The sequence below is a fragment of the Legionellales bacterium genome (assembly GCA_026125385.1).
In the GTDB taxonomy this organism is placed as follows: Bacteria; Pseudomonadota; Gammaproteobacteria; order JAHCLG01; family JAHCLG01; genus JAHCLG01.
This window is the reverse complement of sequence record JAHCLG010000006.1, coordinates 46053-60295: the sequence shown is the minus strand read 5'-3', so window position 1 is coordinate 60295 and position 14243 is coordinate 46053. Positions and strand designations below refer to the sequence as shown.

19 protein-coding genes are annotated in these 14243 nt (G+C 38.0%); 12 read left to right on the top strand and 7 right to left on the bottom strand.

Going from position 1 to position 14243, the window contains the following annotated elements:
* Positions 1-74 precede the first annotated feature (74 nt).
* Genes pspA through KIT27_03715 form a run of 7 tightly spaced genes read left to right on the top strand, consistent with a single transcriptional unit; the run spans position 75 to position 3605 of the window.
* A complete protein-coding gene (gene pspA, locus KIT27_03745; GenBank protein ID MCW5588757.1) occupies positions 75-743 on the top strand; it encodes a phage shock protein PspA in 669 nt (222 codons plus the stop codon).
* Positions 743-958: an envelope stress response membrane protein PspB gene (pspB, locus tag KIT27_03740; GenBank protein ID MCW5588756.1), complete on the top strand. Its 216-nt coding sequence runs from the start codon at positions 743-745 to the stop codon at positions 956-958. Before pspA ends, pspB begins: the two co-directional genes overlap by 1 nt.
* The gene (locus KIT27_03735; GenBank protein MCW5588755.1) at positions 955-1149 is read left to right on the top strand and encodes a PspC domain-containing protein; all 195 of its coding nucleotides are present in this window, start codon (positions 955-957) and stop codon (positions 1147-1149) included. Before pspB ends, KIT27_03735 begins: the two co-directional genes overlap by 4 nt.
* A gap of 21 nt (positions 1150-1170) precedes the next feature.
* On the top strand, positions 1171-1536 hold the full coding sequence (gene pspC / locus KIT27_03730; GenBank protein MCW5588754.1) for an envelope stress response membrane protein PspC: 366 nt from the start codon (positions 1171-1173) through the stop codon (positions 1534-1536).
* 2 nt (positions 1537-1538) lie between these two features.
* A complete protein-coding gene (locus KIT27_03725) occupies positions 1539-2453 on the top strand; it encodes a DUF2807 domain-containing protein (GenBank protein ID MCW5588753.1) in 915 nt (304 codons plus the stop codon).
* Positions 2443-3042, top strand: a complete 600-nt coding sequence (locus KIT27_03720; protein ID MCW5588752.1) for a DUF922 domain-containing protein — start codon at positions 2443-2445, stop codon at positions 3040-3042. The genes KIT27_03725 and KIT27_03720 overlap by 11 nt, the downstream gene beginning before the upstream one ends.
* A gap of 5 nt (positions 3043-3047) precedes the next feature.
* Positions 3048-3605, top strand: coding sequence for a DNA-3-methyladenine glycosylase I (locus tag KIT27_03715; GenBank protein MCW5588751.1), 558 nt, complete (start codon positions 3048-3050; stop codon positions 3603-3605).
* A 150-nt stretch (positions 3606-3755) separates the two neighbouring features.
* On the opposite strand, the gene KIT27_03710 is transcribed toward KIT27_03715, so the two are convergent.
* A complete protein-coding gene (locus tag KIT27_03710) occupies positions 3756-4313 on the bottom strand; it encodes a porin family protein (protein MCW5588750.1) in 558 nt (185 codons plus the stop codon).
* A 174-nt stretch (positions 4314-4487) separates the two neighbouring features.
* Between KIT27_03710 and KIT27_03705 the strand changes: the two genes are divergently transcribed.
* Positions 4488-5033: a peptide deformylase gene (locus tag KIT27_03705; protein ID MCW5588749.1), complete on the top strand. Its 546-nt coding sequence runs from the start codon at positions 4488-4490 to the stop codon at positions 5031-5033.
* 10 nt (positions 5034-5043) lie between these two features.
* Here the strand turns inward: KIT27_03705 and KIT27_03700 are convergent, their stop codons facing one another.
* Both KIT27_03700 and KIT27_03695 read right to left on the bottom strand, forming a co-directional pair.
* Complete coding sequence (locus KIT27_03700) at positions 5044-5454, bottom strand: DNA polymerase III subunit chi (GenBank protein MCW5588748.1); 411 nt, start codon at positions 5452-5454, stop codon at positions 5044-5046.
* Complete coding sequence (locus KIT27_03695; protein MCW5588747.1) at positions 5438-6937, bottom strand: leucyl aminopeptidase; 1500 nt, start codon at positions 6935-6937, stop codon at positions 5438-5440. The genes KIT27_03700 and KIT27_03695 overlap by 17 nt, the downstream gene beginning before the upstream one ends.
* Before the next feature lie 42 nt (positions 6938-6979).
* Between KIT27_03695 and lptF the strand changes: the two genes are divergently transcribed.
* Both lptF and lptG read left to right on the top strand, forming a co-directional pair.
* Positions 6980-8011: an LPS export ABC transporter permease LptF gene (gene lptF, locus KIT27_03690; GenBank protein ID MCW5588746.1), complete on the top strand. Its 1032-nt coding sequence runs from the start codon at positions 6980-6982 to the stop codon at positions 8009-8011.
* A 106-nt stretch (positions 8012-8117) separates the two neighbouring features.
* The gene (lptG, locus tag KIT27_03685) at positions 8118-9194 is read left to right on the top strand and encodes an LPS export ABC transporter permease LptG (GenBank protein MCW5588745.1); all 1077 of its coding nucleotides are present in this window, start codon (positions 8118-8120) and stop codon (positions 9192-9194) included.
* A gap of 150 nt (positions 9195-9344) precedes the next feature.
* On the opposite strand, the gene KIT27_03680 is transcribed toward lptG, so the two are convergent.
* The 4 genes from KIT27_03680 to KIT27_03665 form a co-directional block, all read right to left on the bottom strand.
* Positions 9345-10007 (bottom strand): SCO family protein, encoded by a 663-nt coding sequence (locus KIT27_03680; GenBank protein MCW5588744.1) that lies wholly within the window; start codon positions 10005-10007, stop codon positions 9345-9347.
* Between the two features lie 15 nt (positions 10008-10022).
* Positions 10023-10637 (bottom strand): SCO family protein, encoded by a 615-nt coding sequence (locus tag KIT27_03675; protein MCW5588743.1) that lies wholly within the window; start codon positions 10635-10637, stop codon positions 10023-10025.
* Complete coding sequence (locus KIT27_03670; protein ID MCW5588742.1) at positions 10624-11391, bottom strand: SURF1 family protein; 768 nt, start codon at positions 11389-11391, stop codon at positions 10624-10626. Before KIT27_03670 ends, KIT27_03675 begins: the two co-directional genes overlap by 14 nt.
* Before the next feature lie 246 nt (positions 11392-11637).
* The gene (locus KIT27_03665; protein MCW5588741.1) at positions 11638-11940 is read right to left on the bottom strand and encodes a hypothetical protein; all 303 of its coding nucleotides are present in this window, start codon (positions 11938-11940) and stop codon (positions 11638-11640) included.
* A 134-nt stretch (positions 11941-12074) separates the two neighbouring features.
* Between KIT27_03665 and KIT27_03660 the strand changes: the two genes are divergently transcribed.
* Both KIT27_03660 and KIT27_03655 read left to right on the top strand, forming a co-directional pair.
* Positions 12075-12941 (top strand): LysR family transcriptional regulator, encoded by an 867-nt coding sequence (locus KIT27_03660; protein ID MCW5588740.1) that lies wholly within the window; start codon positions 12075-12077, stop codon positions 12939-12941.
* A 480-nt stretch (positions 12942-13421) separates the two neighbouring features.
* Positions 13422-14234 carry an SDR family oxidoreductase gene (locus KIT27_03655; protein MCW5588739.1) on the top strand — a complete coding sequence of 271 codons (813 nt, stop codon included), beginning with the start codon at positions 13422-13424 and terminating at the stop codon, positions 14232-14234.
* The last annotated feature ends 9 nt before the right edge of the window (positions 14235-14243 follow it).

Here is a 14243-nt window from a genome sequence, read left to right as displayed (position 1 = left end):
TATAGCTATTTTCAAAAGTTGGCATAGTAATTGCTTTATTCAATACAGTAAACACAACAAAAGGGGATAACAATATGGGTATATTTTCACGGATTAGCGATATTATTAACGCTAATATTAATGCATTATTGGATCGGGCTGAAAATCCAGAAAAAATGATACGCAATATTATTCAAGAAATGGAGGATACTTTGGTGGAAGTGCGATCAAATGCTGCCAAAGGTATTGCTGAACAAAAACAATTGCAACGCGAATTAAAATTATTGGAAACCAAACAGGCCGACTGGCAAAGTAAAGCAGAATTAGCGTTAAATAAACAACGCGAGGATTTAGCTAAGGCAGCATTATTAGAAAAAAATAAATTGGTGGAACGGGTAAATGCTTTACACGATCATGCCCAGTTTATTGCAGCAGATTTAGAAAAATATCATGAAGATATTGCGCACTTGCAAGAAAAAATCAAAGATGCGCGGGCGAAGCAACAACAATTATTGCGTCGTCAATTGACCGCACAAACGCAATTAAAAGTACGCGATAAAACTCAGGTAAAACAAACTAAAGTTTTAGATAAAATGCACCAATTTGAACGTAAAATTGATCACTTAGAAAGCCAAGTTGAAGCGTACCATTTGGGTTCAAAAAACTTGGAAGATGAATTTAAATCTTTAGCCGTAGAAGAAAAAATTAACCAAGAGTTAAATCAATTAAAAAAACAACTCGATAATACCAAAGGAGATGCTTAATGTTTGTAATTTCGCTATTGTTTGTCACTGTCGTATTACCTATTTGGTTAATTTTACATTATTTAACTAAATGGCGAACCTCCCGTTCATTTTCACGTGACGATGCACGCTTATTAGAAGAAATTTGGGAAAGCTTAACCAAAATGGAAAATCGAGTTGGCAATTTAGAAACAATTTTAAATAAAGAAAATAGTGATTGGAGTAAACAGTTATGAACACCTATGATCATGAGCCACAACCAAGATGTTGTGATTATCCACGCCATAAAATTTTTGGTGTGTGCGCCCGTATCGCACACATTTTAGAATGCGATGTGAGTTTAGTGCGCTTAGCAACGGTGGTGCTTGCTTTTTTACTACCAGGATTTACCATTCTTGTGTATTGTATTTTAGGTTTGATTCTATAAGGAATTATTATGCAAAAAGAAATGAACCCTAATCGTTTATATCGTGCACGTAAAAATGGGCGATTTTTCGGTGTTTGTGCAGGAATAGCTGAATATTTTGATTTCAATGTCGCCATGGTAAGACTATTTACCGTGATAGCGTGTGTAGTCTTTCCCGGCACAGGAATATTAACGTATTTAATTTTAGCTTTTGTGTTAGATAAAAAACCCAAAGATTTATATCGCGATGAAAAGCACGATCAATTTTGGCGTGATGTGCGAGTATCACCACAAAAAACGTTGCATGATATTAAATACCGTTTTATGGATATTGAAAAAAGAGTTCAGAAGATGGAATCCTATATCACATCAGCCGCTTACCGTTTTAATCAGGAGTTAGGAGAATAACGATGAAAAAAATTATTTTGATTGCCGCGATATTTATTTCAGGGATTACCTTATTGTCCTATAGTTTATCGAATGCTTCAATCTTTGCGTCAGAAATTACTGGCAATAATAAAATTGTGACACAATCCAGAGAAATTCATCAGATAACACAAATTAATATGAGAGGCAAAGTGGATGTCATATTGCATCGAGGAAAATCAGAAAAAATGCGAGTAATTGCAGAAAGCAACTTGCAGAAATATGTTAAAACTTCCAGTAATAAAGGAATTTTAAATATTGATATTCAGCCAGATGTTGATATTAAGCCCAACCAGGATTTAATCGTGGATATAACCTTACCAAAATTAGAGAAATTGAATCATTCAGGAAGTGGTAATCTAAATGGGAAAAATATATACGCAAAAAATTTAATGATAACCTCTGAGGGGATGGGCAAGATGAATCTATCTGGGAAGATTGATTTACAGCAATTAACTTCCTCAGGATCAGAAAAGATTAATATCAACGGAATTAATGCTAAAAATGTTGTATTAAAATTGAGTGGCAGTGGCGAGGTCTATTTAGCAGGAAAAGTAGGGTTAACCGGACTCATCAATGAAGGTTCTAAAAATATCACGATTAAAAATATTGAAGGTCAAGATATTAATATTAATACCCAAGGCAGTGGCCAATTAATCTTGAGTGGAAAGGCTCAAAAAATGATATTACAAACCGCGGGTGATAGCGCTGTTCATGCCAATGATTTGGTGGTAAATCACATTACGGTACGTTCTTACGGTTCTGCACTGATTCAGGTCAATCCACAGAAAAGTTTAACTGCCTCAGTTGCCGGCAGCGGTAAAGTGGTTTATAAAACGAAACCGCAAAAATTGAATCAGCAAATATTTGGGAGTGGAGAAGTGGTACATGCAGGTTAACAATACAGCAAAAATAGTTTTTATTAAACTAATGATAATGAGTGTAATTCTATTATTGCCACAAATATTGTTTGCGCAAATAAAAATAATGGATAAAACAGAACATTATTCTATTCAGGGCAAAACCATTGAAGACGTACGCCAAGCAATGAACATTGCGCGATTAAATCATCCTGAATTAACCGATTTTTGCGCGTATACCAAATGGCAAGTGAATTGGCAGTACCGCTATTTTCCAAGTCAGCAAGGTTGTCGACTGAATAATATTGAAGTGACGGCAAATATAATTATTTTATTACCACGTTGGGAAAATGTGGCGTCAACCGATTTAGTATCGCGACAATCCTGGGAACGCTTTTATCATGCATTAGTGCGCCATGAGCGCGGACATCGAGAAATCGCCATTAATGCCGCCAACGCCATCGCCCGCGAATTAAATTTGCAGCCCATGGCCAGCAATTGCCAAGTGTTAACTCAGCTAGCTAATGAAAAAGGTAATCAATTATTGCAAAGCTATCGAGCGAAAGAAATCGAATATGATAGAATCACTGACCATGGTCGAACGCAAGGCGCGATATTAGGGGGATAATAAAGATGGTTAAACGTTGTGAATGGTGTAATGATGATCCTCTATATCAGCATTACCACGATCATGAATGGGGAAAGCCACTGTACGACGAACAACAATTGTTTGAATTTTTACTCTTAGAAGGTATGCAGGCCGGTTTAAGCTGGATCACCATTTTGAGAAAGCGCGATCACTATCGCAAAGTATTTTATCAATTCGATGCTGAAAAAATTGTGCGCTATGTTCCGCGCAAATTTGCTACGTTAATGCAAGATCCAGGAATTATTCGCAATAAACGTAAAATTGAAGCGATTATTGATAATGCAAAAATATATTTGGATTTCAAACAGCGCGGAATTCATTTTAGTGATTATTTATGGCAATTTGTCGATGGCAAACCCATCATCAATCATTGGAAAAGCCTTACAGAAATTCCTGCAGAAACTCTCATTTCCCAACAGTTATCAAAAACGTTGAAAAAGGCAGGATTTCGGTTTGTTGGCCCCACAATCTGTTATGCCTTTATGCAAGCCGTTGGCATGGTGAATGATCACATGACTACTTGTTTTCTTTATAATGAGTGAAAAATAATAGGTTTTTAACGCTGCAATTTCAGATTTTGTAATCGCTCTAAAGCTGCCCAGTTTTGAGTAGAGAACAGTTTGAAAGATCCGCTCTCTCTTAATCAGACGAGAGCGGATCGCTATTTGCCTATTGCAAAAGAAAAGGCGAACTTAGTTGATGGTATAGGTCAAACCCACAGTACCTAAATACATAGCGGGTACTTGATCATTTTTAGTGGTGGCATTAACTTGCGCACTAATACCAAGATTATTGGTGAGTTGGTAACCTACACCTGCACCTACTAACAAAGCGGCGCGATGGAAAGTACCTGCAGTGGTGACACCTGAAATGCGGTGATGAACAGAGGCAACACCCACTTTACCAAACACACTGAAGCCTTGGCCTACCGGTAGAATGCCTTTTAACGCGGCATCCATAGAGTAGTTTTGGTCACCTTTTACACCAGGGCCAAAATCTTGGTTTTTGTAACGAGTGTAACCTACTTCAACGCCAACGTTTTGGTTGAATAAGTAACCTGCATTAACACTACCGGCTAAACCGTGATTTTTTTGCTTGGTGGCGCCGAGTACTTTTTCGTTGACTTTGCCGTAACCTAAGTTACCTTCGACGTAGACACCATTCGAAGGAAGCTCAGCTGCGAATGCAGTGGCGGCAAATACTACCGAAATAGCCCCAGTTAAAAATGATAATATGAATTTCTTCATCATAGTTAGTCTCTTCCTTATAAAATTTAAATATATGTACAAAAAGCACAGGCAAATCAAACGCTTAGCCCAACGCTTCGGTTGCACATTCTGCACAAGTATCATTAATTAATCAAGCAAAAGTTTGGGTAATTTTGTTACACTAGCGACACCAACACCACAACTTAAGATAAATCCATGGAAGCCTATTCAATTACTCGTATGGGAACACCACTATTGCATCAGCCCAGTGTAGCGATAAACGATTTTTCATCGGTGCAAGAGATTATTGATCGGATGATTAAAACTTTAGAACAATTAGGTGGTGTAGGGTTAGCTGCGCCACAAATTGGCAAGCCGTTACAAATTTTTGTGATGCGAATTTTACCCGAGCGTGCCGAACGTTGCGCGTGTGATCCACTTCCTTTTACAGTTTTTATTAATCCCAGTGTTATCATTAGCGATGAAAAAATAATTACCGAGCCTGAGGCCTGCTTTTCTCTTCCCGAATTAATTGGTGACGTGCCACGTTTTTATTCTTTAAATTATCAAGCTTATGATCGTGACGGTAATCTCTTTCAAGGCGAGTTTAGGGGATTTCCGGCACGTGTTTTTCAACACGAATATGATCATTTACAAGGAATTTTATATTGGCAACGCGTGACCGCCCCTCACCGGTTTGGTTATTTAGACTGTGTGCCAGGGGCGGTTGAACCACGCAGCGGTAGATTGATCATAAAATGATCTTAATCGGTTATTTATGCATTTTTAATTGATAATTCTGTTGTTGATAAAAGCGATAATGTGCGCGCGAAATTGTTTTCCAATTTTCATCGTTGGTAACGAGTTCGGCAATGCGATCAAACTCGTTAAAACAACGGGGAATTTCTTCGGCTAAATTAATTAATACCGCACAATTTTCAGTTCGTGGTGTATTTACCGCTAATAAAATAGGAGCAATGGTTTTTTCATCGATAGAATTGTGCGGCAAAAAGCTAATATCTTCGTGCGTCCATAATAATTTATCGCAATAATCATATTGTGCTGGTGTCCCCAAATTAATGAGCGTTTTTAAATTGCGCTGATACAATTGTTTCACTAAGCGTATTAAAAATGGGTAAGGATCGGAGGTTGTTAAAAGATAAAAATCAACTTGCTTCATCATACGCTTGAGATTCCTCCAATAAAAATTTCCATAATAATGGCATAGGTCGACCCGTGGCTGCCTTAGGATTTGCCGTATTAGCAACCCCCGCACAATCAAAATGTGCCCAGCGATATTGTTGGGTAAAGCGCGCTAGAAAGCGTGCGGCAACATTTGCGCCTGCTGCCGATTTTGGCGTATGCGAATTCATTAAATCGGCAATATTGCTTTCTAGTTCTTTATCGTATTCTTCCCATAATGGCATGTGCCAAGCTCGATCGAGTGAATCATTCGCAGCGGTTAATAATTTTTCTCGGAGACGGTCATCGTCACAATATAAACCACTGGCCAATGATCCTAATGCTACAATAATTCCTCCTGTTAACGTTGCAATGTCAATTACATAATAGGGATTAAAACGCGCAACATAGGTTAAGGCATCGCATAAGACTAAACGTCCTTCGGCATCGGTATTGGTAATTTCCACAGTAATACCGGCTAGGGTTTTGATGATGGAATCAGGCACGGTGGCGGTGGATGAAATTTTATTTTCAGCACTGGCAATGACGCCAACAATATTCATCGGCAGTTTAGCCAGGGCAGCCGCTTTTAAAAGTCCTAACACACTCGCGGCACCGCACATATCATATTTCATGGTAACCATATTAGGACCTGGTTTGAGGGTGTATCCTCCTGTATCGAACGTTATACCTTTGCCAACTAAGACGATTGGAGGTGAATTTTTTTTCCCGCCATCATATTCCAGACAAATCAAACGCGGTGGATGCTCGCTACCTCTGCCCACCGCTAATAGCGTATTAAGCCCCTGTTTTTGCAATTGCTTTTCATTGAGTATGTGAGTTTTTATCGAATTAAATTCTTTTGCTAAATCACGAGCGGCTTGGCTTAAAAATTCTGGCGTGCAAATATTGGGTGGTGAATTCGCTAAATCTTTACATAAAGTTAAACCTTCATTCAGCGCTTGCATGGTTTTGAGCGTTGACATTAATGCTTGATGTTGAGATTTTTCTGCATAAAAATGGGTTTCTCGCCAAGTCGGTTGCGATGCCGCTTGAGTTTTAAATTCAGTAAAACGATATAATTGATGATGAGTGTGCAAGATAAATTGTTCGATAATCCAAGCGAATGAGCGATCTTCTATCAATATGTCATCGAGCAAACACAATACCGATCGAGCTTGGGTGACCATAATTTTATGAATCGCTTGAGTGAAAAGTGCCGGAATTTTGTGGTCTTTAAGAGGTTTATTGGCAGTTATCATTATCAGCCGTTTTGAGGTTAAATGCGGTAACTGATAAAGTACAAATACCTCACCATCGCGATTGGCAATATTTTCTGACTTAATAAACTGGCGTATAGCGCCATCAGTTAGGGTATCTAATTGGGCGGCATGTCCTGTTAACTGCTGAGTATTGGTGAGTACGAGCATAATGGTATCTTGTTTGGCAGTGCTTAATTGACTTGAGGTTAATTTAAATTGCATAGCATCTCCAGCAGGTGTTTGGCATAATGGGTCTATCTGTAAATGCGGAGTATTGTAACTCTTGTGATTATTTTTCGCTATTTAGCTAAAGAAGTTTTATTGACGACGCTCACCGTCACCGTACTACTGGTGCTAATATTTTTGAGTAATCAATTTTTACGGTTGCTCTCAAAAATTGCGGCAGGTAAGTTAGCGTTTAGTTTGCTATTGCATGTTATTTGGTTAGAGGTTCCTATTTTATTAGGCTATTTATTGCCTGTCGGTTTATTTTTGGGGATTTTGCTGGCGTATGGGCGCCTCTATGCTGATAACGAAATGACGGTGCTGCGAGCATGTGGCATGGGGCAGGGGCGTATCTTAAGTTTTACATTGATTTTTAGTATCCCCATAATTATTTTGGTCGCAGTGTTAGTGATGGTAGTGGCACCTAATTTAATTCGCGTGCAAGAAAATAATTTATCTCAGCAAGGTGCCACCTTATTATTGCAAACCATTATTCCTGGGCGTTTTCAAACTTTGCAAGATAATAACCAAGTTGCTTATGTAGAAAATATCACGCGCGATCGCAAAACTTTAAATCATGTTTTTTTAGCACAATACACCAAGCCCGATCCACGTCATCCGGCATGGCATTGGGTGATAACCACGGCGCAATATGCGAATCAACAATACGATCCATTGCAAAATAAACATATTTTAGTGGCCCATCACGGCTATCGCTACGATGGCATTGCTGGTGTTAATAATTATGACATTACTCAATTTGGTAGTTATGGGGTGATAGTACCGCAAAATGAACAGCAAAACGATTTTAAAGTCAAAGCGCTCAGTACGCAAAAAATTTGGCAAGAAAAACATAATAATTTAACTTACGAAGCAGAGTGGCAGTGGCGATTAGCCTTGCCATTTTCTATGATATTATTAATTTTATTAGGTGTGCCCATTTCTTATGTGAAACCGCGGCAAGGGAAATTTGCAAAAATTTTGCCGGCCACATTAATTTATATTATTTATGCAAACATGTTATTTGTGTGCCGTGATTGGATTACAAACCAGACTATCCCAGTTGGTTAGTATGTGGGTAGCTCATGCCCCATTATTATTATTGGCACTGTATTTATTATTGGCAGAAAAATTAAATCGTGGGAGTTTTATTGCATTCAAAAAGGTTGGATAACAAATGAAACAGTTTTTGTTAACACGCTATCTTGTTATTACGATTATTTCCTCAATTCTTTTAGTGTTAACAGTGTTATTAGGCATGGATTTATTCGTGCAATTTTTAAATGAAATTGATGATATTGGTCAGGGACATTATCATCTCCTGCAAGCCATTGGTGTTGCTTTTTTAAATATGCCGCAATCTGTTTATCAATTTTTTCCTATGGCAGGATTAGTCGGTAGTTTATTAGCGTTGGGCAATCTTGCGCAAAACAGTGAATTAATCGTAATGCGCGCGGCTGGCATGTCGGTGTGGCAAATTATTCGCAATGTGATGTTGGCGGCAATTATTATGATGATACCCATTACCTTTTTAGGGGAGTGGATTGCACCGCATGCTCTGCAAGTGGCTACCGATAAAAAAATGCAAGCGATTAGTGGCGGGCAAGTCCTACGTAATTTAAATGGATCGTGGGTGCGAGATAATAATACGTTTATTTATATTCGTGCTGTATTATCCAAGCAAGAACTGCAAGGTATTCATTGGTATCACCTTAATCCTCGTAACATGCAGGTGGATGAAATTGGAGTGGCCGAGCGTGCTCAATTTTCCCAGCAACACTGGCAATTAATTCATGCGAATATCACCACGTTAGATGGGCTACAAAAAGTATCATCTCAACAGTATGCGACTATCTCTTGGCAAGTGAATTTGCATCCACATGTGTTAGTGTTAGGAAACATCGACCCCGATGAAATGAATTTAATTCAATTATGGCAATATATGCAATTTCGCCGCCATAACAATCTTCAATCCAGTCAATATGATTTAAATTTTTGGCAGCGTATCTTACAGCCTTTTGCTTCCATGATTATGATTTTATTAGCCGTGCCATTTATTTTTGGTCCGTTACGTGGCGTGACGATGGGCTTGCGAATTATTACGGGTGTTGGCATGGGAATTTTATTTTATTTTGCTAATCAATTATTCGGACCCTTCAGTATGGTATATCAATTTCCTGCCTTTTGGGCTGCTGCAATTCCCATTATCGTATTTGCAGGAATAGGATTATTTTTATTACGTAAAGCAAACTAGGGCGTGTTGACAATTCTACTCTGCTGGCTGTATCTCGTTGATTTTTTGTGCTCCGCTGCTCATTTACTTCGTGTAAACTGCGCGCTAGTGCTCAAAAATCAACAAGCTACGTCTCAGCATAGCGAATTGTCAACACGCCCTAAGCTAAGTTTATGCTGCCGCAATTTTCTTAAAATCCTTCACCATTTCTTGTGGCTTAAATGGCATTCTGAATAATGCTTGGATATTTCCCTCAGGATTAATTAATAAAACCGAACCACTGTGATCAATATCATAATCAGCAACCTTAGCATTATTTTCTTGGGTGACCGTTTGATAAAAAATACCAATTTTTTGTGTTAATTGTTGAATCGCCTGTTCATCGCCAGTCACACCAATAAAGTTAGGATTAAATTGTTTAACATAACTTTCGACAATGGGCAGTGTGTCACGTTTGGGATCAATCGACACAAAAATAAATTGAGTTACGTTATTCTCTGGTTCTTGTTTTAACAAATTAGCCACGCGATTTAAACTGGCCATGGTGGTTGGGCAAATATTTTGACAGTGAGTAAAGCCAAAAAATAAAAATGACCAATGTTGTTTTAGTTCAGCATTGCTAAATGCGCCTTGTTTGCTTTGTAAATTAAATGCAGGTAACAATCGTGCCGTGGGAAAATACGTGCCATTTTCAATCAGATGAGTTTGCTGATTTTTTTCTTTGACTTGCATCCATCCGGGTTTAATATTGGTGATCAGTGCAAACACCAAGCCTGCTAAAATCATTAATCCTACACCGACAATTTTCCACCAAAATGGTCTGGTATTTTCCATTAGTTTCTCCTTAAATTAACCAATCTGTGATACTTGTAGCAAACGTTTTAAATCCTGATAAATGGGTCTGGGTTTGGTATTATCCTGATACGTTAACATAATATTTTTTAGCGGATCGGCAATAAAAACGTGAGCTTGATTTGGGTTAAAGGATTTTACCTTGATTTGAGCAATAAAATTTTTCCACGCCACAGGATTGACACTGGCTTGGATAGTATCGGGAAAGACTTTGGCGATGGCTTCGTTATTTTGTACGGAGTCGATAGTAGATGGCGTGATGATAACGCGTTGCACGCGGTTTTGATCTTTGCCTAAAGCACGCACAATGGATTGTAAATTTTTTAAATTATCTAAACACGTTTGTGAGCACTGCGCGGGGGTAACATACAATAACAGCCATTTTCCTTGGAGATAGTTTGGATTGACGCTAAATCCATTAACCGTTTTTAGCGTTAAATTTTGTAAAACAGCCGGGGGTTGAATTAGTGTTCCACGATTAACGGTATCTTCAATGAATTCACCTCCACTGCGATATAAACTCCATGCCGCAATCATTGGGCCTATAAATAATAACAGCAATAAAATGGGCAAACCGTAACGTCGAAAAGAGAGATTATTAGGTCGATTCATTCAAGGTGTCCTCCGTGCGATGAATATTTAATCCAATGTATAAACATAATAACACAACTGCAAATGCAAACCATTGAAAGGCATAACCTAAATGTTTATTAGGATCGCGTGTCACCGGTTTCCAGTCACGGACAAATCCGTGTTCTGCATTTTTATTTAATAATAAAATAAAAGGATAGACAGGATGAGGCAGGAGATGGGTTAATTCCGATAAGTCGAGATAGGTTATTCGTAATGGCCATTGCCCTGGGTTTTCAGCGGCTTTTCCGAGGGCATAGGGATTTCGACTGGGAACATCGATAATGCCTTGGACGGTTTCTATGTTCGTTATAGGCGGAATTTGAGGTAATTGTTCGCGATGCAAAGAGGCTTGAATCCATCCGCGATTAATCAACAACCATTGATCACCTGAGTTAGGCTTAAATAAAGTGAATACATAATAGCCCATACGATGTTGATGAATAATATTATCCAAAAACAAGGTATATTGATTTTGATAAAATCCCGTGACACTCAGTGGAGAGTAACGCATTGAGCTGGGATTGGTGTTGAGATCGTTAAGTGTTAAAGAAGGTTGTTGCGCACGATTTTGATAAGTTATCTGTAACTGTTTTTTTTGATGATAACGATTGATTTGCCAAATTCCTAAGGCAATAAATACCGTAAAAAAAATTAAAAATAACAGTGTTAAGCCGATGCTTGGTGTGAAGCGGAGGCGTGATGATGTTGCGCCACTTTGTGAATCTTTGTTCATGACTTTCCCTGTGCGTTGCGATTGCTCGTGAGCCTGAGAATCCAAATCATAGACTGCGTAAACACAGCCAAATTCAATTCATGTGATTGAATTTTCAGGCATTATACTACAATTATTGAATGGCTAACCAGTGTTGAAAATTGGCAAGGCGAGTTAACGTTACGAAGGTGTCTATGCTGAATACACACCTCCGTAGTGTTAACTCGATAATAAAGCCTAAAATTTAATGTGAAGATTATATTGAAATTACCCACCACATTTCATACAAAACGCATGACCATGAACAGCCATACCTGTACCTGGCGAACCGTCATCAGTATGACACTCACCACATACATGCTGCAGATTCTGCTGCAAGTTTACAATTACCGTAGGTAATATTTCGTTTTCATCAAGTTCTGGATATTTTGCTTTCATCTGATGGGCAATAACCACAGCCTTTTGCATAATAGTAAGAGATGTGGCGGTATTACAAGCAGCATGCGAAACAGAGAAAACCATGGTACTCATTATCAATATAGCACTTACTTTTGTAATTAAATTTTGCATTTTTTGCTCCAAAATTAACAGTTAATAATATTTACATATTGATCACACGTGCTGTGGTCCAACAATGTATTTGTAATTTAATAAAAAATACATTATAAATATAATGAATTAATATGCTTATATGATGAAATAAAATGAGTTTACTGAATCCACAGCTACAAGCTTTTCAGGCAATTGTTAAATACAAAACGGTACATGGCGCTGCAAGTGCTATCAATCTTACACAAACAGCAGTAACCCAACGTATTCGTGCATTAGAAACTAAATTAAAAACAACATTATTTATTCGTACTCGCCGAGGAATGATGCTTACATCAGAAGGAGAAGCATTACTCCGTTATTGTCAAACCATTCGAGAAATAGAAGGAGAAACGTTAGCTAAAATTAAAGGAGTTGGAATTGAAGCTGATATTCAATTGAATATAGCTGGACCCACCAGTATTATGCGCTCTAGGATCATTCCGCAATGTGTTACGGTGGCAAAAAAATTTCCCAGACTATCCCTACGTTTTGATATTAATGACAGGGAGGATTATTGCGTTAAGTCTATTCGATCCGGTGAAAACCAATTGGCAATTGTTCAACAGCAAAACGTTTTGCCTGAACTGCAAACGAAACTGTTAAAACCTGAGCATTATGTGCTGGTTTGTACTCCAGCATGGAAACATAGAAAGTTACGAGAAATAATAACCAATGAGCGAATTATAGATTTCGATCCATCAGATAATTTAACTTATGCTTACCTTAAGCATTATAATCTTTTTGACCTAGCTCGCCATGATAGACAATTTGCAAATCGCACCGAATCACTCGCTCTTATGGTTACTGAAGGATTAGGATATGGTTTGCTTAGTAAAGAATTTAGCAAATCTTACCTCGAGGCTGGTGAACTCATTTTATTAAATTCAGGTAAATTTTATATAAACAAGATTTCATTAATATGGTATGAGCGACCTGAACCACCTACTTATTTTTCAGCATTATTAAATGCAATTATTTAATAGGTAATGGTTAACATGGCTAAACCATTGTCATCGATTTCTACTAAACGATCACGAACATTAATTTTATAAAATGCCAATTAAGAGCCAACTGTTACGCACATAATACCTAGCGCGGCTGCTAATTTTCCAAAGACAGCTACCAGCAATCCATTGAAGGAGCGGACTTTTGAAGCAATCTGTGGAGCTCTCCTAACTTCGGGAAAAGTAGTGGGAGTTCTACACGATAGATTGGCTTTTTTATATTTCAGCTCTTAATTGGCATTTTAATTTATTGATATAATTAGTGCTACTGTCATAGCTGCGTATTTGAAGCGCTCTAATTTTTACTTCCCATTTTTTTAGAATATAAGAAACAGTCTATTCATTAAAGAATGAAATCACTACTCATCAACAATTGCTCCCCCGTACTTTACATACAAAAATTATTTCTGTACACTATTTCGACTATCTATTTAGCTACAGAATAAGGAAATTAGCATGAAAGACCTAGCAATTGTTACAGGTGGTACAAGTGGGATTGGAAAAGCACTTGTTGAAAAGCTAGCAAGCCAAGGCATTACCGTGATAACTGTTGGTCGAGACGATGAAAGGCTAGCAGCTCTAAGTGATAGTGAGTTTGCTGAAAACATTATTGCGATAAAAGCTGATATAACTAAAGAGTCACATTTAGGCCGCATTTTAGAACAAATAGCCTCTTTGATGTCTACACATCACTTAACTTTATTGATACATAATGCTACTACATTACTTCCAATTAAGGCTATTACAGACGTTACAGGGGATGAAGCACGTGTGCAAATGGACGTTAACTACACAGGTCCAATGCTTTTAACGAATCAAGTAACCAAATATTTATATAAAGGTGCTCGTATCTTATTCTTATCGACGGGCGCTGCGGAAACAGCAATTCCCAAAATAGTTCCTCACTGTGCTGCTAAGGCTGCTCAATTAATATTAGCTGCTGGCTATAAAGACACATTTAAAAGTAAAGATATTTTTGTTGGAATCGTACGTCCTGGCATGGTTGATACACCAGCGCAGGAATTTGTTAGATCATTCAGTGAGGACGAACTTCCTTTTTCATCAATCTCAAAAGAAACTCATAGTTCTGGAAAATTGATAACGCCGAGCGATTGTGCTGATTTATTGTTTGCTTTGTTACGCAGCACAGACTCTGAAATTTACTCGGCAACTTGGCCTTGGTCTTTATCTAATGAGGAACATTTAGTCACATTAAGACAAATGATAAAAAGAGATAGCGAGCGATCTGTAATAAGTTTAACAAAGTAGTTGTTTCTC